Raw genomic sequence first — 21,992 nt, forward strand, 5'->3', positions numbered from 1 at the left:
TCGCCTTCGCCGCCCTCAGCTTCCTGCTGGCCGGCGCCACCGCCATCGTCGGCGCCTGAGTGCTCTCCGGCGCCGCCCCGCTCGCTTGAGCCCAAGGGTCGCGAGCGGGGTCCAGCCGGCCGCCTCGCCGTCATGGCGATGTCTCAGAATCTCTCCTATAATTCTCCCGCGTCGGGAATCTGGGGCCTGAGGGCCCCAACCGGTTCGCCGATAGAGCGGTTGAGAGTGAGGGCTTCGTCTTCAGTTTCCACGCGTACCCATCTGGCGCTGTAGCGCACCGGGATGACCGGCGATGAAGGTGCTCACCCACCCGCCGTCCGGTTGGCCGTGCCTCGTGCTGAACGCGGATTTCAGGCCGCTCAGCTACTATCCCCTGTCGCTCTGGCCCTGGCAGGATGTGATCAAGGCGGTCTTCCTGGATCGAGTCGACGTGGTCTCCACCTACGACCAGGAAATCCATTCCCCGTCCTTCGCGATGAAGCTGCCCAGCGTGGTGTCGCTGAAGCAGTACGTCACCCAGGACCGTCCGCCGGCCTTCACGCGGTTCAACCTGTTCCTGCGCGACGCCTTCACCTGCCAGTACTGCCACTCGGGCGCGGACCTGACCTTCGACCATGTCGTGCCCCGCTCCCGGGGCGGCCGCACGACCTGGGAAAACATCGTCACCGCCTGCGCCCGCTGCAACCTCACCAAGGGCGGCCGCACCCCGCAGGAGGCGCACATGTTCCCGCGTCACAAGGCGCGGCGTCCCAGCGCCCACGAACTGCAGGAACGCGGCCGCAAGTTCCCGCCGCACCACCTGCACCAGAGCTGGCTCGACTACCTCTACTGGGACATCGAGCTCGAGGCCTAGCGGGCCTTCAGACCCTGCTGCTCCAGTCGCCATTTGAACTGATCGAAGCGGTCCTGGCCGAAGAAGGGTTCGCCATTGAGGGCGATCATCGGGACGCCGTAGTGGCCCGCTGCGCGCTGGGCGACCTGAGACTCTTCAATCACCGCGTTGAGACGCTCGGACTCGGCGTCAACCGTGGCGGCGAAGGTGGCGGGATCCAGGCCGGCCCGCGCCGTGGCCTGGGCGATGTGGTCGCCAAGGTGCCAGTCGTCGACTGTCCCGCTCCAGATCGTCTTGCTGACCTCGTCAAGGAAGGCGAGGCCTCGACCCTGCTCAGCGGCCAGCGCCCCCATCTGGGTCAGGCGGTGGATGTGCGGCTGATCCTTGGGATAGGTCCGGGTCGTCATGTCCATGTAGACCGGGTCGGGCCGGGGCCAGCGGAAGGGCAGGCCCAGGAACTCGGCCTCCCGGTGGATGTCAGCGAAGAAGTAGCTGAACCAGAGCGGGTCGCGAGTGTCGAAGAACTCCGGGGTGCGCACCGCCAGCGGATAGACCGGCCGCACATTGCAGGCGACATCGTAATCCCGCTCCAGCGCCGTCAGCCGGTGCATGATCATGTAGGAGTAGGGCGAGCGGAAGGACCAGTAGAGGTCGTAGGTCAGGGTCATGAGGTTCTGTCGCCCGCGTGGTTTCGCTCTGTCGTGAAATAGTGGCATGTATCGCGCCACAATCAAGCGATCTGGAATCCTGACATGCTCCGACTCCTGCCCCGCCTGCTCATCGGCGCGCTCGGCGTCCTCGCCCTGCTCGGCGCCCTGCGGCTGTGGATCGACCCCACCCTGCCGGCCGCGACCCTCGGCCTCTCGCCCATCGGCGGCCTGGGCCTGGCGACGATGCGGGCCGATGTCGGCGGGTTCTTTGGCGGCATGGGCGCCTTCGCTCTGGCCGCGGCGCTGCGCAATGACCGGCGCCTGGTGACCGTGCCCCTGGCGCTGGTCAGCCTGGCCCTGACCGGCCGGCTGATCACCGCCGGCATGGAGGGCCTGGCGCCCGACATGGTCATGCCGATCGTGGTGGAGGCCGTGCTGGCGGCCCTGTTCGCCATCGGCCGCCGGACGCTCGGGACGCGCTAGTCCATCTCCTCCGGCGGCTTCACGGTCCGGAACATCAGCAGCAACAGCAGGTCGTAGCCGATCTTCAGGCCGCCGCCGATCAGCAGCGGCCAGGCGAAGGGACTCAGCGTCAGCAGCAGGCCGGCAATGGAGGGGCTGAGCGCCGAGGCCAGGCTGCGGGGCACATTGGTAAGGCTGGCCGCGGCGGCGCGTTCGGGCGGCGTGACGATGGCCATGACGTACGACGACCTAGCCGGCACATCCATGGCCGAGAGGGTGGAGCGCACCAGCAGCAGGCCCATGGCGACGGCCAGATTCGGCGCGAAGGCCACCAGCATCAGGCACAGATTGGCCGGAATGTGGGTGAAGACCATAGTGTTCACCAGGCCGATCTTCTTGGCCAGTCGTCCGGAGGCCAGCTGCGAGAAGGCGGTCAGCACCCCCATCCAGAAGAACAGGGTCGCGGCGGTGGTCAGTGACAGGCCGTAGTGCTGGAAGAGATAGAGGGCCAGCAGCGACTGGACCAGAAAGCCGCCGCCGAAGCTGTCGATGCTGAACAGGCCCGCCAGCAGGAAGACGCGGTTGCGGGAGGGGCCGAGCGGCGTGCGCGCCTTCTCCGCGTCGCTCTCCACGGCCGGCAGGCCCCGGTAGAGGACCATCACCACCAGACCCAGCAGGCCATAGAGCACGAACATGCCGCGCGCGATGTCGAGGCTGGTCCAGGCGAAGTGATGGCCCAGCTGCTCGGCCAGGCCCACGGCCAGGGCGCCGCCGGCCACCATCAGCGAGCCGGTCAGGCTGTAGCGGGCGAACAGGCTGGTGCGCTCGGCGTCCGGCGCGCTGTGGGCCAGCATCGACTGCTCCAGCGGCAGGAAAGGGCTGACGTCGCCGCCGGAGGGATTGAGGGTGCCGACGCAGCCCACGATCACCAGGGGCCAGAAGCCGCCAAGGCCCGCGAAGGCCAGGCCGGTGAGGAACATCAGACCCGAGACCGCGATCAGCAGGCGGCGCGTACTGACCTGATGGGCCACGGCGCCGACCGCCAGGGTCAGGGCCGCCGAACCCAGCAGGGTGGCGGTGGTGAGCATCCCCACCTGCAGCGGGGTGAAGCCCAGGCCGATCAGATAGACGGGGAGCAGAAGCGCGACGAAGCCGTCCCCGAAGGCGCGGATTCCCCGGGTCAGCAGCAGGGTGCGGGCGGGACCGGTCACACCGCCTGGGGCTCGCGCCACATCGCCCAGGCAGGCGGGGCGTCGGGACGGGCGCGGAACTCCTGCATCACCTCGAAGCCGTGGCGACGATAGAGAGGCACGTTGGCCTCGCTTGAGGATTCCAGATAGGCGGGCAGCCCCTGGGCGTCGACCTTTGCCAGGCCCGCCTTCAGCATCCGGGATCCGACCCCCAGGCCCTGCGCCTCGGGCCGAACCCCGAGGAACCACAGATAGGCGTGAGGCCGGTCCATGGGGTGCAACGCGTCCATCGCCTTGCGCATGGCGGCGAGGCGATCGATCCGCCCAAGGCCCGTCGCGCCCAGGATGGTGGGGAACATGCGCAGCTCCTGCATCAGGCTGTTGGGTCCCAGAGCCTGAGAGGAAATCCAGATGGAGACCGCGCCGCCGCCGGGGGGGCGGCTCACCTCGCCGGTGGGGAGGGCGATCTCCTTCACCAGCATCTTCATGAAGCGCAGGCGGGCGGCCTCGCGGCCCGCGTCGTCGCGAAGGAACCAGCAGAACTGCGGGTCCGTCCGGAAGGCCTCGTTCAGATCGTCGGCGACGGCGTCGAGGTCGGCCGAGCCCGCCAGGACGGGGGCCTCGGCGCCTCGGCGCAGGGCTTCGATCTGCGCGTCGGTCATAGCTTCTCGCTGATCTTGATGGCGGCCTTGCAACCGGCGCGTATCACCGCAGCCAGGATCGGATAGCCCAGGGCGTCGCGGGCGCCTTCCTGCACGGCGTGATCGCGATGGGCCAGCTCCTCGTCGCGGAACTTCGAGAGTTCGGCCGCCAGGGCCGGTTCACGATCGCTGAGCTCGGCCACCTGGCTGGCATAGTGCTGCTCGATCACGTCCTCCACCGCCTCGGTGCAGGCATGAGCCGCCTTCTCCCCCAGCAGCGCGGTGCCGGCGCCGAGCGCGAAGGCGGCCAGCCGCCAGACCGGGGTCATGGCGGTGGGGCGCACCCCGTGGTCGGTGAGCAGGGTGTCGAAGCGGGCCAGGTGAACGGCCTCGTGGCCCTCCATCTCGGCCAGTTGGCCGACGATCCGTTCATGGCCCTTGGAGCCGCCGAGCACGGCGCGCTGGCCGCGATAGATCTGCACCGCGGCCATCTCGCCCGCGTGATCGACCCGCAGGATCTCGGCGAGCCGCGCGGCGGTGGCCCCCTGGCCGGGGCGCGGCGGAATGGGTTTGTCGCTCATGACCGGGGCCGCTCGCGGAGCGCCGCCCAGGCGCTGTAGAAGGTGAGCTTCAGCGAAATCAGCGCGTTCCAGCCGGCCATGGAGAGGCCCAGGAGTCGCCAGGCCGCCTCGTCGCAGGCCGGGGGCTGGATCTTCGCCCCGCCCAGGAGGTCGCTCATGGCCTTGGTGCTGACGCCGCCGCCGGTGGACGCACAGGTGGAGGGGCCAGGCCACCACTTCCACTCCGCGCCGCTGTGATAGACCGCGACCGCCACGCCGACGGCGAAGACCAGGGCCAGGGCGGCGTAGAACAGCCAGCGCCAACGCAGGATCTTGGGCAGCTTCACCGCCAGGATGCAGGCCAGGGCGACCGTCCCGGCCACCCAGTAGACCTCCCGGGCCCGCAGGCAGAGCGTGCAAGGCGCGTAGCCGCCGAAGGTCTCGAAGGCGTGGGCGATCGCCAGCATCAGGGCGGCGGAGCCCAGGGCGAAGAAGGCCCAGCGGTCGAGGACGGCGCGGATGAGCTGCATCATGGCGCGCGATATGAGCGCAAAACCCGGCTCAGCCCAAGACTTTCAGCGCAACAATGCCGCCGACCAGAACGGTCAGGCCGATCACGGTGTACAGGGTCAGGCGCTTTTCGACCTCCTCGCGCACCGCCGGGCCGAAGTATTTCAGCAGGGTGGCGGTGAGGAAGAAGCGCGCCCCGCGGGTCACCACGGAGGCCCAGACGAAGGTAAAGAAGGAGAACTCGGCCAGGCCCGAGGCGATGGTCACCAGCTTGTAGGGAATGGGCGTCAGGCCCTTGATCAGGATCACCCACAGGCCCCACTGCTCGAACCAGGACTTGAAGGCGGCGTCGCCCTCGGGGTGGCCCATCAGGGCCAGCAGCCAGTGGCCGAGGTCTCCCAGGTGGTAGCCGATGAAGTAGCCCAGGCACCCGCCCAGAACCGACGACAGGGTGCAGAGGCCGGCATAGACAAAGGCCCGCTCCGGCCGCGCCAGGACCATGGGGGCCAGCATCACGTCGGGCGGGATCGGGAAGAACGAACTTTCCGCGAACGAGACGCCGCACAGCATGACGGGCGCGTGGCGCGACCCGGCCAGGTTCATGACCCAGTCGTACATTTTGCGAAGCATGGCGATCCGAGGAGGCTGTTCACTCGTTTGCTATCAGCGCCAGACGCCCTTGTCTCCTGGGCGCGGTTCAGGCAAGTGGTTTCATATGATACTATCTCTCCGGGAAGGAGTGCGCAGATGAACGCCCAGGCCACCAGTCGTGACCTCTTCGACAATCCGCTCGGCACCGACGGCTTCGAGTTTGTCGAATTCACCGCCCCCGAGCCGGATCTGCTGAAGGGCCTGTTCGAGAAGATGGGCTTCACGGCGGTCTCCAGGCACCGCTCCAAGAGCGTCATCCGGATGCGCCAGGGGGACATCAACTTCCTGCTGAACATGGAGCCCAGCGGCCAGCCTGCGGACTTCCGCCAGATTCATGGCCCCTCGGCGAACGCCATGGCCTTCCGGGTCAAGGACGCGGCCAAGGCGATGGCGCTCGCTCTCGAGCGCGGCGCCAAGCAGGTGCTGGGGCCGGTCGGCCCCATGGAGCTGAACATCCCGGCCATCGAGGGGATCGGCGGCTCGAACCTCTACCTTGTGGACCGCTATGGCGCCCAGGAAATCTACGACGTCGACTTCGTGCCGATCCCGGGCGCTGCGGAGGCGGAGGCGACCAACAGTGTCGGCCTGACCTACCTCGACCACCTGACCCACAACGTGTTCCGCGGCAACATGGGCAAGTGGGCCGACTTCTACGAGCGCATCTTCAACTTCCGGGAGATCCGCTATTTCGACATCGAGGGCGCCCAGACCGGCCTGATCTCCAAGGCCATGACCAGCCCCTGCGGCAAGATCCGCATCCCGCTGAACGAGAGCCAGGACGACCACTCGCAGATCGAGGAGTTCCTCAAGGACTATCACGGCGAGGGCATCCAGCACGTGGCGCTCGGGACCGGCGATATCTACCACGCGGTGGAGACCATGCGGGACCGGGAGGTCCGTTTCCAATCGGTGCCGGAGACCTACTACGAGCAACTCCCCGACCGGGTGAAGGGCCACGACGAGAACCTGCAGCGTCTGCGCGCCGATCAGATCCTGATGGACGGCGCCCCCACCGAGGGTCAGGGTCTGCTGCTGCAGATCTTCACCGAGAACATGATCGGGCCGATCTTCTTCGAGCTGATCCAGCGCAAGGGCAATGAGGGGTTCGGCGAGGGCAACTTCAAGGCGCTGTTTGAGTCCATTGAACTCGACCAGGTGCGCCGCGGCGTCCTGCCGGCCAAGGAGGGCTGATTGCCGCCGAAGTGGGCCATTGTCGTGCACGGCGGGGCAGGCGTGATCGAGCGCGCCCACCTCAAGCCTGAGCAGGAGGCGGCCTATCGCGCCGCCCTGACCAAGGTGACCGAGGCCGGCGCCCAGGTCTTGAAGGCGGGCGGCCTTGCCCTGGACGCCTGCGAGACCGCCGTCCGCCTGCTGGAGGACGATCCTCTGTTCAACGCTGGCCGGGGCGCGGTCTTCACCGCGGAGGGCCGCAACGAACTGGACGCCGCCATCATGGAGGGGCGCACGCTGAGGGCCGGCGCCGTGGCCGGCGTTACAAGAGCCCGGCACCCGATCACGCTGGCCCGCGCGGTCATGGAGCGCTCGCCCCATGTCATGCTGATCGGCAAGGGCGCCGACGACTTCGCCGCCGACCAGGGCGAGGAGTTGGTGGAGCCGTTCCATTTCCATACCGCGCGCCGCTGGCGCAGCCTGACCAATTTCCTGAAGGCCGAGAAGCTGCCGATCCCGGAGGAGCCGGTCGGCGCGGACCGGCCTGATCCCGCCCAGGGATTGGCGCACGACGAGGGCAAGCATGGCACCGTGGGCGTTGTCGCCCTCGACATCCACGGCGACGTGGCCGCCGCCACCTCCACCGGCGGCACCACCGGCAAGCGCTGGGGGCGGGTGGGGGACAGCCCCCTGATCGGGGCGGGGACCTATGCGTCGAACGCCGGCTGCGCGGTGTCGGCCACCGGGACCGGCGAGTACTTCATCCGCCTGACCGTGGCGCGCGACATCTCGGCCCTTGTGGAGCTGAAGGGGCTAAGCCTGCAGGCCGCCGCCGACAAGGTGGTGCAGCACCGGCTGACCGCTCTGGGCGGCGACGGCGGGGTCATCGCTGTCGCGCCGGATGGTCAGATCGCCTGGAGCTTCAACACATCGGGCATGTACCGCGCCCAGGCGTCGGAGGGGCGTCCGATGGCGGTGGGCATCTACAAGGACGAATTCTGATGGCTCGAAACTGGATCCCGGTGCGCGGCGCCCAAGGTGTCCACTCCCGCCAGGCCCACGCCGATATGCCAGACGGCACCTATGAGCGGGAGATCTCCAAGGAGGGCTTCTTCGGCCCCGCCGCCTTCCTGCACCATCCGCGCCCCCCCACTGGCTGGACCAATTTCGAAGGGCCGCTGCGCCCCCGCGCCTTCGACCTCTCCCGCCTGAACGAGGCGCCGGGTTCGCCCTGGAGCGCGCCCGTCGTGCTGCACAACGCCGCCGTGGAGATGCGCTTCTGGAAGCTGGCCTCGCCCATGCCGGCGCTCGCCCGCAACGCCGATGGCGATCAGTTGCTGTTCGTGCATGAGGGCGCCGGCGACCTGTTCTGCGACTACGGCCGTATCGGCTACGCGGCCGGCGACTACCTCTATCTGCCGCGCGGGACCATGTGGCGGCTTGCGCCCAGCACGCCCACGGCGGTGCTGATGATGCAGGCGACCAACACCCATTTCTCGTTGCCGGACAAGGGCATGCTGGGCGGGCACGCCCTGTTCGATCCCGCCATGCTGGACACGCCCGCCATGGACGAGGCCTTCCGCGCTCATCAGGCGGAACCCGGCGAATACCGCGTGGAGATCAAGAAGCGCGGCCAAGTCTCGGTGGTGACCTACCCCTACAATCCCATCGACGCGGTGGGCTGGCATGGGGATCTGGCGCCGGTGCGCCTGAACGTGAAGGATCTGCGGCCGGTGGTCAGCCACCGCTACCACCTGCCTCCCAGCGTCCACACCACCTTCGTCTCTGACCGCTTCGTGGTCTGCACCTTCGCGCCGCGGCCGTTCGAGACCGATCCGGGGGCCTTGAAGGTCCCGTTCTTCCACAACAACGACGATTTCGAGGAGGTGCTCTTCTACCACGCCGGCGACTTCTTCAGCCGCGACGGCATCGACGCCGGGATGATGACCTTTCATCCGTCGGGCTTCACCCATGGCCCGCACCCCAAGGCGCTGAAGAACATGCTCAGCCAGCCCAAGCCCGCAACCGATGAATATGCCGTGATGATCGACACCCGCGACCCGTTGGAGGTTGGCGAGGCCGCCGCGACGGTTGAGAATGCCGCCTATGTCGACAGTTGGAAGACCGCCTAGGTGAAAGTCCCCCTCGACCGCAACAAGCGCAGCCTCGCCGCCGTCCCCATGGACGTGCGTATCTGAATGCCCAGCGTCGACCGCCAGCAGGATTTGGCGGACGCCGCCGAGGAAGAACTGGCAAGGGCCTGCGATCTGGGCTGGCGGGAGCTCTCCCAGGTCACCCCCTGGGGCGACACCTACGAAGGCTTTACTCCGGCCGGCCGTTCCGCCGAGTTTGAGCGCAACTACCTTTGGGTCGATGAGCCCAAGGGCGACATCTGCGTCGAGGTCGTCGTCTATCAGCCTCAAGCCTATGAGCGCGGGGTGCGCCTGACCCGCGTCATCCCGCACCGCAATTCAACGAAAACAGAAATGATGGGAGACCAGGAATGAAGCTCGCTTCACTCAAGTGGGGACGCGACGGACGTCTCGTGGTGGTGTCCAGCGATCTCGCCTGGTGCGTGGAGGCGACCAATATCGCCCCCACCCTGCAGGCGGCCCTCGACGACTGGGAGCGGTGCGAGCCGCTGCTGAGGGGGCTGGCCGAGAGCCTGGACCATGGCTCGATACCGCGGGTGCGCTTCCACGAGCACGACGCCGAGAGCCCCTTGCCGCGCGCCTACCAGTGGGCGGACGGCTCGGCCTATGTGAACCACGTGGAACTGGTGCGCAAAGCGCGCGGCGCCGAGATGCCCGCCAGCTTCTGGACCGAGCCCCTGATGTATCAGGGTGGTTCCGATGGCTTCCTGGCGCCCCGCGACCCCATCCCCTTGGCCGACGAAGCCTGGGGCTGCGACATGGAAGGCGAGATCGCGGTCATCACGGGCGACGTGCCTCAGGGCGCGAGCCGGGAGGAGGCGCTTGCCGCCGTCCGGCTGGTGATGCTGGCCAACGACGTGTCGCTACGAAACCTGATCCCCGACGAGCTGGCCAAGAACTTCGGCTTCTTCCAGTCCAAGCCGGCGTCGTCCTTCTCCCCCGTGGCGGTGACCCCCGACAGCCTGGGCGACGCCTGGGTCGATGGCCGCCTGACGGGCGCCCTGGAGGTGGAGCTGAACAGCAAGCCCCTGGGTGAGGCCGACGCCGGCGTCGACATGACCTTCGATTTCGGGACCCTGATCGCACACGCCGCCAAGACCCGGGCGCTGGGCGCGGGGACGATCATCGGCTCCGGCACCGTCTCGAATCGTGGTCCCGACGGCGGTCCAGGGAAATCGGTGTCCGAGGGCGGCGTCGGCTATTCCTGCCTCGCGGAGCTGCGGACCGTCGAAACCCTGGCCGGCGGCGCGCCAAAGACCCCGTTCCTCAAGGCCGGAGACTGCGTTCGGATTGAAATGCGCGACGCCCGCCGTCACTCCATCTTCGGCGCCATCGAACAGGAGGTCGCGGCCAGATGACCGTTCAGTCCCAGCCCACGGATGCCGCAGCCGTCCCGGGGCTGAAGCTGGACGCCTATCTGCCCTACCGGTTGTCGGTGGCCTCCAACGCGGTCTCGGGCCTGATCGCCCGGGCCTACGAGGATCGCTTTGGCCTGACCATCCCGCAGTGGCGGCTGATCTGCGTGCTGGCGGAGGATGGCGGCCTGACCCAGGGCGCCATCGTCTCACGCACGGGCATGGACAAGGTGACGGTGAGCCGCGCGGCCCAGGGCTTGTTCAAGCGCCGCCTGCTGGAACGGTCGGATCACCACGCCGACGGGCGCTCGCATGTCCTGGCCCTGACCCAGGAGGGCTCGCGTCTCCATGCGGAGATCGCCCCCCTGGCCCTGGCCTATGAGGCGGCCCTGATATCTGGGCTCGCGCCTGACGAGGTGTCGCTGCTCAAGCGGCTCTTGAACCGCCTGCAGATGGCGGCCAACGCCTTGGCCGGCGACACGGGGGAGGCGCTTAGTGCGCCGTCTCCGGCATCCGGACGCCCCAACGGTGGGAGCCCTCGCCGAACCGCAGAGTGAAGCCGAAGCTCTCGCGCTTCTCGGTGTCGTTCCAGGCCGCCTCGAAGCTGGTGATGACCGTGGTCTCCAGCTCCTCGGGGATGTTGCGGACATCGACCCCTGAGTCGCGGGCCATCTGCATGATGACCTCCCGCCGGTGCGCCTCGCCGCCGAACTGCATCAGGGTCTGCCGGATGCGCTCGGCCACGGCCTCCGCGCTGGTCTTGGGGCGCGGCTTCCGCCGCCGTTCGGTTTGGATCTTTTCCATGATCACGCCTCCACCTGAGGAGGGTGCGCTCGGGTCGTTTATCGCGTCGTTAAGGCTCACGCTTAACTTGTGTTTGCGACGTTCTACCCGCCGCCCAGCGCCACGGTGAGCTGGTAGACGATCAGGGCGGCGATATAGGCCAGGGTGATCATGTAGACGAACATGACCGTCGGCCAGAGCCAGCTGTTGGTCTCGCGCTTCACCACCCCCAGCGTCGCCACGCACTGCGGAGCGAACACATACCAGGCGAGGAACGACAGGCCCGAGGCGAGGGACCATTGCTCCGCCAGCCGGGCCGAGAGCCCGCCGGTGTTGGTCTCGGCGTCGCCCACCGCATAGACGGTGCCCAGGGCCGCGACAGCGACTTCCCGGGCGGCCATGCCGGGGACCAGGGCCACCGACATCTGCCAGTTGAACCCGATGGGGGCCAGGAGGGGCTGGATGAAGTGGCCGATCGTGCCGGCGAAGCTGTAGTCGATGGCCGGGCCTGTCGCGCCCGCCGGCGGATAGGGGAAGGTCGACAGGAACCAGACGAGCACCATCAGGGGCAGGATGATGCGGCCCGCTCGGCTCATGAAGATCTGACCTCGCTGCAGCAGACTGCGCGCGACATTGGTGGGGTCGGGCTTCTTGTAGGTGGGCAGCTCCATCATGAAGGGCTCGCTCATGCCCCGCCACAGGAAGCGCCGGATGACGAAGGAGACGCCCAGGGCCGACAGGATGCCTGCCGCATACAGGCCGAACATCACCAGGCCCTGGAGGCTGAAGACCCCGCCCACCACCTTGGCCGGGATCACCGCGCCGATGATCAGGGTGTAGACCGGAATGCGCGCTGAGCAGGTCATCAGCGGCGCCACCAGGATCGTGGTCAGCCGGTCGCGCTTGGAGTCGATCACCCGCGTCGACATGACCCCGGGGATCGCGCAGGCGAAGGAAGACAGAAGGGGGATGAAGGCCCGGCCGTGCAGCCCCGCCCCGCCCATGATCTTGTCCATCAGGAAGGCGGCCCGGGCCATGTAGCCGGAGTCCTCCAGCATGATGATGAACAGGAACAGGATCAGGATCTGCGGCAGGAAGACCAGGACGCTGCCAACGCCGGCGATGATGCCGTCGACGATCAGGCTGCGGACCAGACCCTCGGGGATCGCCAGGGCCACGAGCCCGCCGAGGCCCGTCATGCCGGCGTCGATCAGGTCCATCAGGGGCGTGGCCCAGGTGAACACCGCCTGGAACATCAGCAGCAGGATGGCCAGCAGGATGGCCAGGCCCCAGACGGGATGCAGCAGCACGCCGTCAACCTTGCCCGTCAGGGTGTCGGGACGCTCAGGTGGCCGGACGTGAGCCTTCATCAGGCGCTGGGCCTCGCGGTGGGCGTCGCGGATCTCGCCGGCGTCGGGCGCGCGCCATTCTCGGGCGACGGTCGCCGCGGCCTCCAGGGTGGTGGCGTCGATCTGGGCCACCAGTTCCTCGATGCCGCGCTTGCGGGTGGCCACGGTGGTGACGATCGGCGCGCCGATGTCGCGGGCCAACCCCTCCAGGTCGATCCGCAGGCCCTGACGCTGGGCGATGTCGAACATGTTGAGGGCGAGAACCAGCGGCCGGCCTACCTGCTTCAGCTCCAGGATCAGGCGCAGCACCAGGCGCAGGTTGGTGGCGTCGGCCACGCAGACGATGGCGTCGGGAGGGGTCTCGCCGGCCAGCTGGCCGAGGACCGCATCACGGGTGACCGCCTCGTCCGGGCTTCGGGCCCGCAGGGAATAGGTGCCGGGCAGGTCCAGCACGTGGATCGTGCGGCCCGAGGCGGCGGTGACCGTCCCTTCCTTCCGCTCCACGGTGACGCCGGCATAGTTGGCCACCTTCTGGCGGCTGCCGGTCAGGGCGTTGAAGAGGGCGGTCTTGCCGGAATTGGGATTGCCGACCAGGGCGACCCGGGCTGGCGACAGGGCGACGTCGCTCATGGACGGTCCAACAGGATGATGACGTCACCGGCGTCGCGGCGGCGCAGGGCGACGCGCATGTCGTCCAGGCGCACGGCGATGGGATCGTGGCCGATCGCGCCCTCGTGGATCACCTCGACGCGGGCCCCTTCCACGAAACCGAACTCCAGCAGGCGGCGCTGCAGCTCCTCGATATCGACGCCATGATCCTTGCCGTCGTCATCGGCGCGTACATCGATGATCACGCCCCGATCGCCGACGGAGGCGTCGCTCAGCCGAAGGGTGATCCCCACCTCGGGGATGGCCTCGGCGATCTCCACACGGTCGATCGACAGATTGTTCATGCTGACGCCCTCACTCGTTGCGAGTGATTATCATTCGGACGACGGCGCGTCGAGAGCGCGACGCTGCTTGCGGCGAAGCGTCTCGCCGGAACCTGGCGACGGGTCAGGAATTGGCTGCTCCAGAGCTGGAGGAAATCGACTTGGACCTGGTCATCGTCAAGCGCGCCCTGGGCGTCGTCAGTCTCGGCCTGGGCCTGGTGGCCGTCGCCGCGCCACGGCAGTTCGCCAAATTCGTGGGTCTGGCCTCCGACGAGGAGAAGGTCGCCGCCTTCGGCGCCCGCGAGATCGCCGCCGGCGCCGGACTGCTGTCGCCCGTTCGACCGGGTCCCTGGCTGTGGCTCCGGGTCGGCGGTGACGCCATGGACCTGCTTACGCTCGGCAAGGCCACCGGTCGCGAGAACCCCCGCCGCCAGGCCGCCATGGCCGCGGCCGCCGTGGTGGGCGCCATCGTAGTGCTGGACATCGTGCTGGCCGCCCACGCCGCCCTGCATCGCGACGAGGACGAGGCCGCGGCCAAGTAGGTCAATCGCCGCTTGCGGCGGCGAGTCCCGCCGCTACATTGCCGGCCGCTCCTGGGGCCCCAGTGGCGAAATGGTAGACGCGGCAGACTCAAAATCTGTTGCCGAGAGGCGTGTTGGTTCGAGTCCGACCTGGGGCACCAAACTAGAAGTCAGGGACAGGCCTACGGCCGTCCTCAGTCGGCGCGCTTCACCACGAAGCCCGACCAGAAATGCCAGTAGTCGCGCAGCAGGTCGGGGACGATCCAGAAGCCGTGCCGGTAGGGCTGCGCCACGCCGATCGCCAGGGTGGGATCAGCGGTTCCGCGCCAGGTGCCGAACAGCCGGTCCCAGATGGGGGCCATGGCGAAGTGGCCGGTGGGTTCGGTCATGTCCAGCTTGTGGTGCAGCCGGTGGTGCAGGGGCGACTGGAGCACCCAGCGGCCGACCCAGCCCCAGTCGGAGGTGAGCTGGGAGTGAATCAGGAACCCGACCGTGGTCACCAGGACACTGACGAAGATCATCACGCTGGGGGTGGCCCCCAGGATGGCGAGCGGCAGGTTGATCACGAAGAAGGCGCTGAACGCGGCTGGATGCTGGCGCGCTGAGGTCGCCACACAGAAGTCTTTGGCCGAGTGGTGGAAGCGGTGCAGCGGCCAGAAGAACCGGCTGTGGTCCAGCCGGTGCGTCCAGTAGTCGAAGAAGGTGTAGATGTAGAAATAGACCACCAGCTGGGCCGCGAAGGGCAGGCTGGTCAGGTCCGCCGCAAAGCCCGTCTGAGCCTGGATCCAGTCGCGGATCGCCATGCCGGAGATCATCGAGAGGCCCAGCATCATGGCCTTGCCCACCACCTCCAGCACAAAGGCCTGACCCAGGACCAGGACGGCCAGGTCGGTGCGCATGGACATGGTGGGAGCGAAGATCAGCGCGCGAGCGGAGCTCTTCTCCCACCCGACCACCAGGCATTCGATCCACAGCGCCGTCGGCAGGATGGCGGCCACCATGCCGACGCCGGCGAGGCGGTCATGCACCCCCGATACGGTCTTGGATTCGCCGAAGGCCTGTAGGGTGATCTGATCGGGCAGCAGGCTGGCCACCGCCCACCAGGCCGCGCCGAGCAGGGCCGCGTAGACAACCAGCCCAAGCACGATAGCCGCGCGACCCACCGCGGCCCGGGGGCGGGTGTCGCCCTCGAGTGTCATCGAGGTGTCGGCAAGCGCCATCGGCTATGACTCCAGTTGGGCGGGCGGCCCAATAGAGCAAGTCGTCGTTGAATGGCCGTTAACAGCGCGGCGAAAGGCGTCCGCCGCCCTTCGCCGCCTTGTGCTGTCAGTCCTTGAGACTGGCCGGGACCTTGCCGCTGTTCTCGGCGAGCTTCTTCCAGACGGCCTTCTGCAGGGCGATGTTCTGCTCGGCGCTGCCGTGGGCGCCGGCGTTGACGCCGAGTTCCCCGGCCAGCTCGGTGCGGGCGTCCAGGCTGGAATCCAGGTCGAGCATCTTCAGCAGGTCGACGATGGAGGTGCGCCAGTTGCCGCCGCCACCCTTCTGTGCGGCGAGCTCAGTGAGCACAGCCTCGACATCAACGGGCGCAGGGGCCGGAGCCGCGGCCGGCGCGGCGGCGGGGGCGGCCGGCTTGGGTGCGGGAGCCGGAGCGGCCACCTTCTTGTGATTGAAAATCTTGTCGAAGATCTTGCCGAAAATACTCATGAGCGCCTCGCTGGAATGTGAGGACAGAAAGCTCCGGAGGCCGGCTGGGTTCCGCCGCGAGCGGAATGAGAAGCGCCTGGGCCGCACGCGCTGCGCACCGCCCAGGGCTGGATCGTCTTAGCCGCCGAAGTTGGCGCGAATCGTGACGCCGTAATAGCGCCTGACGGTTTCCCGATCAGGGGCGGCATACCCGCACCATGAGTTGGGAAGCCCCACAGTTATATGGTTATATGACATATTCCTTGATGGGGCTGTCTCGCGAACGCAGCCCGCGCCGATCGGCCGACCGCATGTGAATTGTACGCGCGGACCCCAGGGATTCTGGGCAGAGGAGTTTGTATGCAGCTGATCGAGCGGCCCACGGGCTTTGACATTGTCGAGGCCGGGCGGGTGATCCTGCGTCACACCGCCGAGGCGCCCTGCGTCTTCGTCGGCCGCGGCGAGCCTGAGGTCGAGATGCTGCGGGGCAATTTCAAGATCGCTGATTATGTGATCGAGCGCGTGCCGCTGCGCGCCGCCACCGTCATCCGGGAGGGCGAGGCGGTCTCCATCACCTTGGCCCCATCGGCCGCCGAGACGCCCCTCCTGGTCGTGACGATCGCCGCAGGCGCCATCGCCATGCAAGCGACCGATCCGACCCTAAACCGTATGTGGATCCGTACGGTGGCCGAGGTCGGCGAGCATGTCTGGGGCGGTGGCGAGCAGATGTCCTATTTCGACATGCGCGGCCGACGCTTCCCCCTCTGGACCTCCGAGCCCGGTGTGGGGCGCGACAAGAGCAAGATGATCACCCTGCAGGCCGACCTGGCCGGCGCGGGCGGGGACTATTTCAACACCAACTATCCGCAGCCGACCTATGTCTCGTCGCGGCTCTACGCCCTGCACGTGGACACCACGGCCTACAGCGTCTTCGATTTTCGCCATGACGGCTTCCACGAGATCGAGGTCTGGGAGATTCCGGCCAAAATCGAGGTCTGGGCGCGCGACACCTTCGTCGAGATCGTCGGGGTTCTATCGGAGCGTTTCGGCCGCCAGCCGCAGCTTCCGACCTGGGTGCTGGAGGGCGCCATCGTCGGCCTGAAGCAGGGCGCCGAAAGCTTCGACCGTCTGCAGAACTTCCTCGACGCCGGCGTGAAGGTCGCAGGCCTGTGGTGCGAGGACTGGGTGGGCCTGCGCATCACCTCCTTCGGCAAGCGGCTGTTCTGGGACTGGAAGTGGAATCCCACGCGCTATCCCGACCTGGACACCCAGATCGGCGAGCTGCGAGCCAAGGGCATCCGTTTCCTTGGCTACGTGAACCCCTATCTGGCGGTGGACGGCAGCTTCTATGAGGTGGCCAAGGCCAAGGGCTATCTGGCCCTGACCCTCGACGGCGCCGGCCCGTACATCGTCGACTTCGGCGAGTTCGACTGCGGCGTGGTGGACTTCACGATCCCGGAGGCCTGCGAGTGGTTCGAGGAGGAGATCATCGGCCGCCAGATGCTGGACTTCGGCCTGTCAGGCTGGATGGCCGATTTCGGCGAATACCTGCCCACCGACGCGAGGCTGGCCAACGGCGTCGACGGCATGCTGATGCACAACGCCTGGCCGCCCCTGTGGGCGGAGGTCAATGCGCGCGCCGTGGCCAAGCGCGGCATGACCGGCGAGGCGCTGTTCTTCCTGCGGGCCGGCTATACCGGGGTCCAGGCCCATTGCCCCCTGCTGTGGGCCGGTGACCAGTCGGTGGATTTCAGCCGCCATGACGGCCTCGGCACTGTGATCTGCGGAGCCCTGTCCTCGGGCCTGCTGGGCAACGCCTACCATCACAGCGACATCGGCGGGTACACCAGCCTGTTCGGCAATGTCCGCACCGCCGAGCTGCTGATGCGCTGGTCGGAGATGGCCGCCTTCACGCCGGTGATGCGCTCCCATGAGGGCAACCGGCCCGACGAGAACCTGCAGCTGGACGGCGATCCCAAGGTGCTGGCCCACTTCGCCCGGATGACGCGAATCTATCGCCACCTCGCCCCCTATGTGGCGGGGCTATCGGCGGAGGCGGCGGCCACCGGCCTGCCGCTGCAGCGGCCGATGTTCCTGCACTTCCAGGAGGATCGCGCGACCTATGTCGACCAGACCCAGTACCTCTACGGCGCTGACCTGCTGGTGGCGCCGGTGATCCGTGAAGGAAAGCTCGAGCGGGAGGTCTACCTGCCGGCCGGCGTTGTCTGGGTGAATGCGTGGACCGGCGACACGCACAGCGGCGGCGGCGCGATCACGGTTGTCGCAGAGCTGGGCTATCCGCCGGTCTTCTACCGTGAGGGCTCGCGGGACACGGCGTTGTTCGCCGGCCTTGGCCAGATCTAGGATTACTCCATGACCGACACTGATCTTCGCGGCCTGCTGGCCGCCGGGCTGTTGACCCCCGCCCTGATGGGCGCGACCTCGGCCAAGGCCGCCGCCAAGCCGAGCGAGGGCCAGATGATCGAACTGTGGCCCAACGGCGCCCCGGGCGGGTCCCAGGTCACGGTGACGGAGAAGGCGACCGACGTCGTCGACAAGGGTCAGACCGGCCGGGACATCTCCGGGATCACCAGGCCGCGCTTCAGCCTGCACCGGCCAAAGAAGAAGACTGACACCGCCATGCTGGTGATCGCCGGCGGCGCCTTCAATCGCGTGGTGTTCGACAAGGAGGGCGAGGAGGTCTGCCGCTGGCTGGCCGACAACGGCGTCGCCGCCGGCGCCCTGCTGTACCGCCTGCCCGGCGACGGTTGGGACGCGGGCCAGGATGCGCCGCTTCAGGACGCTCAGCGCGCCCTGCGCCTGCTGGTCCAGGAAACCGGCGCCAAGCGCGTGGGGATCATGGGCTTCTCGGCCGGTGGCACCATCGCCGCCGCCTTGGCCGCGCGCGCCGCGGAGGCGCTTTACCCGCCGGTGGACGCCGATGACAAGCTGAACGCCACGCCAACCTTCATGTGCCTGGGATACCCTTACCTGAACGTGCCGAAGAGGCCCCGCGAGAACATGTTCCCGGGCTTCACCAAGGCCACGCCGCCGACCTTCTTCTTCCACGCCGCTGATGACGCCCGCGTCCCGGTGGCCAACTCGATCCAGCCCTTCCAGGAACTGCGCGCCTTCGGCGTGCCCGCGGCTCTGCACGTCTATGAGAGCGGCGCCCATGGTTTTGGCCTACGGGCGCCCGAGGGCTCGTCCGCCTCGCACTGGCCCGAGCACTTCCTGACCTGGGCCAGGGCCGGCGGGCACATCGGCTAGGCGCTACTCCGCCGCCTGGGCCATCGGCGAGGCTTGCGGCCCACGGATCAGCCTGCCGGGCATCTCGCCGGTGGCCTCGCCGTTCTCGAAGGTGACCACGCCCTCGACGATGGTGGCGACATAGCCCTGGGCGCGCTGGATCAGGCGGCGGCCCTGGGCGGGCAGGTCGAAGGCCATCTCCGGGGCCAGGATGGCCAGTTTCTCGAAGTCGATCAGGTTGAGGTCGGCTTTCATGCCGGGCGCGAGCGTCCCGCGGTCGTGCAGCCCGTAGAGCCGCGCGGTGTCGCGCGTCTGCATGGAGACCACCTTCTCCAGGCTCAGGCGCGCGCCGCGCGAGCGGTCGCGGACCCAGTGGGTCAGCATGTAGGTGGGGAAGCTGGCGTCGCAGATCACCCCGCAATGGGCCCCGCCGTCCGACAGGCTGAGCACCGTGTTGGAGTGGGTCATCATCTCGTGGATATGGTCGAAGTTGAACTCCGCGTAGTTGAGCAGCGGCAGGTAGATGTAGCCCTGGCCGTCCTTCTCCATGAGCATGTCGTAGACGATGGCGTCGGGCGCCTGGCCGGTGGTCTTGGCCAGGGCCGCGATGGAGTCCTCGGCGCGGGGTTCGTAGTCCAGGCCGCCCGCGTGCTCCAGCCGGAACATGCGATCGAATCCTTGGGTCAGGATCATGCCGATGGCGCCCATGGGCCGTGACGGCTCGGCCAGGATCCTGGCCCGGACCTCGGGGTCACGCAGCTGCACGATGCGCTCGGCGAAGGGCAGGGCGGCGAGCTGGCGATAGGTGTCTCGGCCGATGAAGGGATGCACCGTGCTCTGCCAGCCAAGCACCATGCCGGTCGGACGGCAGGCGATCTGGGCGGTGATCTGGGCGCCCTGCGCCCGCGCCTCCTCGGTCAGCTGCAGCAGCCGACGCCAGCCGTCGGCCTTCACTGGGGACTGCAGCAGCCCAAAGGTGACCGGCACGCCTGTCTCGACCGACAGCGACCGCATCCAATTGAACTCGTTCTCGGCGGGCGCCATGTCGGACGCCATCTCGAAGACCCCGTGGCCGGCTTGGCCCATGGCCCGGCCGATACCCAGCAGTTCGTCCTCGGCCGCGAAGGTGCCCGGCACCGGCTCGCCGTCCTTGGCCAGGTGCAGCATGGTGCGCGAAGTGGAGAAGCCCAGGGCGCCGGCCGCCACGCCCTCGCCGACGATGCGCGACATTTCGGCGATGTCTTCAGCCGTCGCGGGTTCGTTGCGCGCGCCGCGCTCGCCCATGACATAGGCCCGCACCGCGCCGTGCGGCACCTGGGTGGCCACGTCGATCACCCGAGGCTGGCCCTCCAGGCTGTCGAGATATTGCGGGAAGGTCTCCCAGGTCCACTTGATGCCTTCCGACAGCGCCGCGCCGGGAATGTCCTCGACGCCTTCCATCAGTTCGATCAGCCAGGCATGGCGGTCGGGACGCACCGGCGCGAAGCCGACGCCGCAATTGCCCATCACCGCGGTGGTCACCCCGTGCCAGCTCGACGGCGCCAGATAGGGGTCCCAGGTCACCTGACCATCGTAGTGGGTATGGATATCCACCCAGCCGGGGGTGACGATCAGGCCGCCGGCGTCGATCTCTCGGCGTCCGGCCTGTGGGATCTTGCCCACCGCGGTGATCTTGCCGTTGTCGATCGCGATGTCGGCCAGGAAGGCCGGGGTCTCGGCGCCGTCCACCACGCGTCCGTTTCGGATCACCAGATCGTGCATCGTCCGCCCTCGGTCGAGGTTCCACGCAGACATCATTCCGGCCGCGCCTGCGGACCCAACTTGGGGCAGCATGGACCCAAGTTGCGAGGCCGAAAAGTGTGACCCAACGTCAGGCCGCCCAGGGTCCTTGAGCAGCGTGGGCGCCGATGTCGGCGATGGCGGCCCAGACCTTGTCGGCCGGGGCGTCGATGATAACTTCCTTGTGGATGGTGGCCATGGGGGCCTTCAATCAGGTTGAAGCAGGACCCGACGATGGGGGAGGGTAGGCCACTCGTCTGGCCGATTCCGGACACGGTCACGTCGCCTTGGAACCGACACGTGTTCGCGAAATTGTCAGCATGCTGCGTTATTTCCTCCGGCGGATTTGGCGCGACATGACCCCTTTCACCCTGCTCCTGACCCTTGGACTCGCGGCGGCGCCCATGGCGGCTCTTGCAGCCGAACCCTTGCCGCTGGCCCACGCCTTCGGCAATACGGTGGTCTCCACCTATCCCGATGGCCGCACCGCCCTAGTGTGGCTGAAGAAGGACGGAACCTATACGGGGAAGACCCGCCGCCGCACGCCCTCCAGCGGGACGTGGAGCCTGAAGGGCGAAAAGGTCTGCCTCAAACAGGCCAAGCCCGTGGCCGTGCCGTTCAACTTCTGCACCGAACTGCCCGCCAGCGAAAGTTGGAAGGCCAGGGCGGTCACTGGCGAGCCGGTCACCATGAAGGTCGTGAAGGGTGTGGCGCCTTAGGCCCTCAGTGCTGGGCCAGAACGACGCCGGTCAGCACGGCGACATACTGCAGAGCCGCGCCGCCCACCACGTGGCCGTGCCAGATGGCGCGGCGGAACCGCAGCTTGTCCAGGAGGTAGAAGACCGCGCCGGTGGAATAGATCGCGCCGCCCAGGGCGAGCATCAGCAGCGAGATCCACGAGAGGCCGTCGATCATCGGCTTGATGGCCACCAGCACCAGCCAACCCAGGGCGAGATATAGTCCCACCCAGAAACGCCGCCCCAGGCCGGGGAGGAACAGCTTGCCGAGAATGCCCATCGCCGCCAGCGACCAGACCGCCGTGGTCATGGCGACGGACCAGGCGCCGGTGAGGTTCTGGGTCGTGAACGGCGTGTAGGAGCCCGCGATCATCAGGAAGATGCCCGCGTGGTCCAAACGGCGCAGCAGCGGCCGCCAGCTCGGCTTGGCGAAATTGTAAGCCAGTGACAGCGCCAGCATCGCCACCATGGCCATGCTGTAAACGGCCACCGCGGCCACCTGGCCGAGGGTTCCGATCTTGACCGACAATCCCAGCAGGATGCCGCCGCCGACCAGGGCCAGGGTCAAGCCGGTGATATGCACCACCAGGTCGGCGCATTTGGCGGCGGGCGTGGGATAGTGGCGCGGCGGAAACATGGCCTCACCATATCCGCGGCCTGTGTCGCGTCCATGACCAATCTTGGGCCGTATCATCTGCGATAACTTCGACCATGCAGGCCGCGGCCCGCCTTGGCGTCGAGAATCTCGATAACCTGGGTTCCTGAACCCGCCATTCCCCAGGATC

25 protein-coding genes and 1 tRNA gene are annotated in these 21,992 nt (G+C 67.8%); 13 read left to right on the top strand and 13 right to left on the bottom strand.

Annotation, left to right across the window (positions count from 1 at the left end):
• The first annotated feature begins 292 nt into the window (after positions 1 to 292).
• Entirely contained in the window at positions 293 to 853 is a 561-nt protein-coding gene (locus tag OCL97_RS15170) for an HNH endonuclease (protein WP_304701741.1), read from the top strand.
• Here the strand turns inward: OCL97_RS15170 and OCL97_RS15175 are convergent.
• On the bottom strand, positions 850 to 1,500 hold the full coding sequence (locus OCL97_RS15175; protein WP_377370741.1) for a 2-hydroxychromene-2-carboxylate isomerase: 651 nt from the start codon (positions 1,498 to 1,500) through the stop codon (positions 850 to 852). The genes OCL97_RS15170 and OCL97_RS15175 overlap by 4 nt on opposite strands.
• Positions 1,501 to 1,584: 84 nt before the next feature.
• Between OCL97_RS15175 and OCL97_RS15180 the strand changes: the two genes are divergently transcribed.
• A complete protein-coding gene (locus OCL97_RS15180) occupies positions 1,585 to 1,965 on the top strand; it encodes a hypothetical protein (protein WP_377370742.1) in 381 nt (126 codons plus the stop codon).
• On the opposite strand, the gene OCL97_RS15185 is transcribed toward OCL97_RS15180, so the two are convergent.
• The 5 genes from OCL97_RS15185 to OCL97_RS15205 are packed head-to-tail and all read right to left on the bottom strand — an operon-like array spanning position 1,962 to position 5,475.
• On the bottom strand, positions 1,962 to 3,155 hold the full coding sequence (locus tag OCL97_RS15185; protein ID WP_377370743.1) for an MFS transporter: 1,194 nt from the start codon (positions 3,153 to 3,155) through the stop codon (positions 1,962 to 1,964). The two genes, OCL97_RS15180 and OCL97_RS15185, sit on opposite strands and share 4 nt — an antisense overlap.
• Complete coding sequence (locus OCL97_RS15190; RefSeq protein WP_377370744.1) at positions 3,152 to 3,796, bottom strand: GNAT family N-acetyltransferase; 645 nt, start codon at positions 3,794 to 3,796, stop codon at positions 3,152 to 3,154. The genes OCL97_RS15185 and OCL97_RS15190 overlap by 4 nt, the downstream gene beginning before the upstream one ends.
• Entirely contained in the window at positions 3,793 to 4,356 is a 564-nt protein-coding gene (locus tag OCL97_RS15195) for a demethoxyubiquinone hydroxylase family protein (RefSeq protein ID WP_377370745.1), read from the bottom strand. The genes OCL97_RS15190 and OCL97_RS15195 overlap by 4 nt, the downstream gene beginning before the upstream one ends.
• Positions 4,353 to 4,868: a disulfide bond formation protein B gene (locus tag OCL97_RS15200; protein ID WP_377370746.1), complete on the bottom strand. Its 516-nt coding sequence runs from the start codon at positions 4,866 to 4,868 to the stop codon at positions 4,353 to 4,355. The genes OCL97_RS15195 and OCL97_RS15200 overlap by 4 nt, the downstream gene beginning before the upstream one ends.
• A 28-nt stretch (positions 4,869 to 4,896) precedes the next feature.
• On the bottom strand, positions 4,897 to 5,475 hold the full coding sequence (locus OCL97_RS15205) for a YqaA family protein (RefSeq protein WP_377370747.1): 579 nt from the start codon (positions 5,473 to 5,475) through the stop codon (positions 4,897 to 4,899).
• Between the two features lie 117 nt (positions 5,476 to 5,592).
• Between OCL97_RS15205 and hppD the strand changes: the two genes are divergently transcribed.
• The 6 genes from hppD to OCL97_RS15235 all read left to right on the top strand — a co-directional run bounded on the left by hppD (position 5,593) and on the right by OCL97_RS15235 (position 10,731).
• Positions 5,593 to 6,687, top strand: coding sequence for a 4-hydroxyphenylpyruvate dioxygenase (hppD, locus tag OCL97_RS15210; protein ID WP_377370748.1), 1,095 nt, complete (start codon positions 5,593 to 5,595; stop codon positions 6,685 to 6,687).
• Entirely contained in the window at positions 6,688 to 7,668 is a 981-nt protein-coding gene (locus tag OCL97_RS15215) for an isoaspartyl peptidase/L-asparaginase family protein (protein WP_377370749.1), read from the top strand. It begins immediately after the preceding gene.
• Positions 7,668 to 8,798, top strand: coding sequence for a homogentisate 1,2-dioxygenase (locus tag OCL97_RS15220; RefSeq protein WP_377370751.1), 1,131 nt, complete (start codon positions 7,668 to 7,670; stop codon positions 8,796 to 8,798). Before OCL97_RS15215 ends, OCL97_RS15220 begins: the two co-directional genes overlap by 1 nt.
• A 66-nt stretch (positions 8,799 to 8,864) precedes the next feature.
• The gene (locus tag OCL97_RS15225; RefSeq protein ID WP_304701731.1) at positions 8,865 to 9,173 is read left to right on the top strand and encodes a hypothetical protein; all 309 of its coding nucleotides are present in this window, start codon (positions 8,865 to 8,867) and stop codon (positions 9,171 to 9,173) included.
• The gene (locus OCL97_RS15230; protein ID WP_377370752.1) at positions 9,170 to 10,177 is read left to right on the top strand and encodes a fumarylacetoacetate hydrolase family protein; all 1,008 of its coding nucleotides are present in this window, start codon (positions 9,170 to 9,172) and stop codon (positions 10,175 to 10,177) included. Before OCL97_RS15225 ends, OCL97_RS15230 begins: the two co-directional genes overlap by 4 nt.
• On the top strand, positions 10,174 to 10,731 hold the full coding sequence (locus OCL97_RS15235; RefSeq protein ID WP_377370753.1) for a MarR family winged helix-turn-helix transcriptional regulator: 558 nt from the start codon (positions 10,174 to 10,176) through the stop codon (positions 10,729 to 10,731). Before OCL97_RS15230 ends, OCL97_RS15235 begins: the two co-directional genes overlap by 4 nt.
• Here the strand turns inward: OCL97_RS15235 and OCL97_RS15240 are convergent.
• The 3 genes from OCL97_RS15240 to OCL97_RS15250 all read right to left on the bottom strand — a co-directional run bounded on the left by OCL97_RS15240 (position 10,667) and on the right by OCL97_RS15250 (position 13,259).
• Positions 10,667 to 10,978, bottom strand: a complete 312-nt coding sequence (locus tag OCL97_RS15240) for a hypothetical protein (protein ID WP_304775499.1) — start codon at positions 10,976 to 10,978, stop codon at positions 10,667 to 10,669. The genes OCL97_RS15235 and OCL97_RS15240 overlap by 65 nt on opposite strands.
• An 83-nt stretch (positions 10,979 to 11,061) precedes the next feature.
• A complete protein-coding gene (gene feoB / locus OCL97_RS15245) occupies positions 11,062 to 12,936 on the bottom strand; it encodes a ferrous iron transporter B (RefSeq protein WP_304775502.1) in 1,875 nt (624 codons plus the stop codon).
• Positions 12,933 to 13,259, bottom strand: coding sequence for a FeoA family protein (locus OCL97_RS15250; protein ID WP_377370754.1), 327 nt, complete (start codon positions 13,257 to 13,259; stop codon positions 12,933 to 12,935). The genes feoB and OCL97_RS15250 overlap by 4 nt, the downstream gene beginning before the upstream one ends.
• A 140-nt stretch (positions 13,260 to 13,399) precedes the next feature.
• Between OCL97_RS15250 and OCL97_RS15255 the strand changes: the two genes are divergently transcribed.
• Both OCL97_RS15255 and OCL97_RS15260 read left to right on the top strand, forming a co-directional pair.
• The gene (locus OCL97_RS15255; RefSeq protein WP_377370755.1) at positions 13,400 to 13,780 is read left to right on the top strand and encodes a hypothetical protein; all 381 of its coding nucleotides are present in this window, start codon (positions 13,400 to 13,402) and stop codon (positions 13,778 to 13,780) included.
• A gap of 56 nt (positions 13,781 to 13,836) precedes the next feature.
• Positions 13,837 to 13,920: transfer RNA gene (locus OCL97_RS15260), tRNA-Leu, on the top strand.
• Between the two features lie 33 nt (positions 13,921 to 13,953).
• Here OCL97_RS15260 and OCL97_RS15265 read toward each other — a convergent pair.
• Positions 13,954 to 14,979: a sterol desaturase family protein gene (locus tag OCL97_RS15265; protein WP_377370756.1), complete on the bottom strand. Its 1,026-nt coding sequence runs from the start codon at positions 14,977 to 14,979 to the stop codon at positions 13,954 to 13,956.
• 106 nt (positions 14,980 to 15,085) lie between these two features.
• Positions 15,086 to 15,463 (bottom strand): DUF3597 domain-containing protein, encoded by a 378-nt coding sequence (locus tag OCL97_RS15270; protein ID WP_377370757.1) that lies wholly within the window; start codon positions 15,461 to 15,463, stop codon positions 15,086 to 15,088.
• Positions 15,464 to 15,802: 339 nt separating this feature from the next.
• On the opposite strand from OCL97_RS15270, the gene OCL97_RS15275 reads away from it, so the two are divergent.
• On the top strand, positions 15,803 to 17,806 hold the full coding sequence (locus OCL97_RS15275; RefSeq protein WP_377370758.1) for an alpha-glucosidase: 2,004 nt from the start codon (positions 15,803 to 15,805) through the stop codon (positions 17,804 to 17,806).
• A gap of 9 nt (positions 17,807 to 17,815) precedes the next feature.
• Positions 17,816 to 18,712: an alpha/beta hydrolase gene (locus OCL97_RS15280; RefSeq protein ID WP_377370759.1), complete on the top strand. Its 897-nt coding sequence runs from the start codon at positions 17,816 to 17,818 to the stop codon at positions 18,710 to 18,712.
• 3 nt (positions 18,713 to 18,715) lie between these two features.
• Here OCL97_RS15280 and OCL97_RS15285 read toward each other — a convergent pair whose 3' ends face one another.
• Entirely contained in the window at positions 18,716 to 20,452 is a 1,737-nt protein-coding gene (locus OCL97_RS15285) for an N-acyl-D-amino-acid deacylase family protein (RefSeq protein WP_377370760.1), read from the bottom strand.
• A 374-nt stretch (positions 20,453 to 20,826) separates the two neighbouring features.
• Here OCL97_RS15285 and OCL97_RS15290 point away from each other — a divergent pair, with 374 nt between their 5' ends.
• Positions 20,827 to 21,189 carry a hypothetical protein gene (locus OCL97_RS15290; RefSeq protein WP_377370761.1) on the top strand — a complete coding sequence of 121 codons (363 nt, stop codon included), beginning with the start codon at positions 20,827 to 20,829 and terminating at the stop codon, positions 21,187 to 21,189.
• A gap of 4 nt (positions 21,190 to 21,193) precedes the next feature.
• Here OCL97_RS15290 and trhA read toward each other — a convergent pair whose 3' ends face one another.
• Complete coding sequence (trhA, locus tag OCL97_RS15295) at positions 21,194 to 21,844, bottom strand: PAQR family membrane homeostasis protein TrhA (RefSeq protein ID WP_377370762.1); 651 nt, start codon at positions 21,842 to 21,844, stop codon at positions 21,194 to 21,196.
• Between the last annotated feature and the right edge of the window lie 148 nt (positions 21,845 to 21,992).

Origin of the sequence: Phenylobacterium ferrooxidans (assembly GCF_042714595.1) — a bacterium.
Taxonomy (GTDB): domain Bacteria; phylum Pseudomonadota; class Alphaproteobacteria; order Caulobacterales; family Caulobacteraceae; genus Phenylobacterium; species Phenylobacterium ferrooxidans.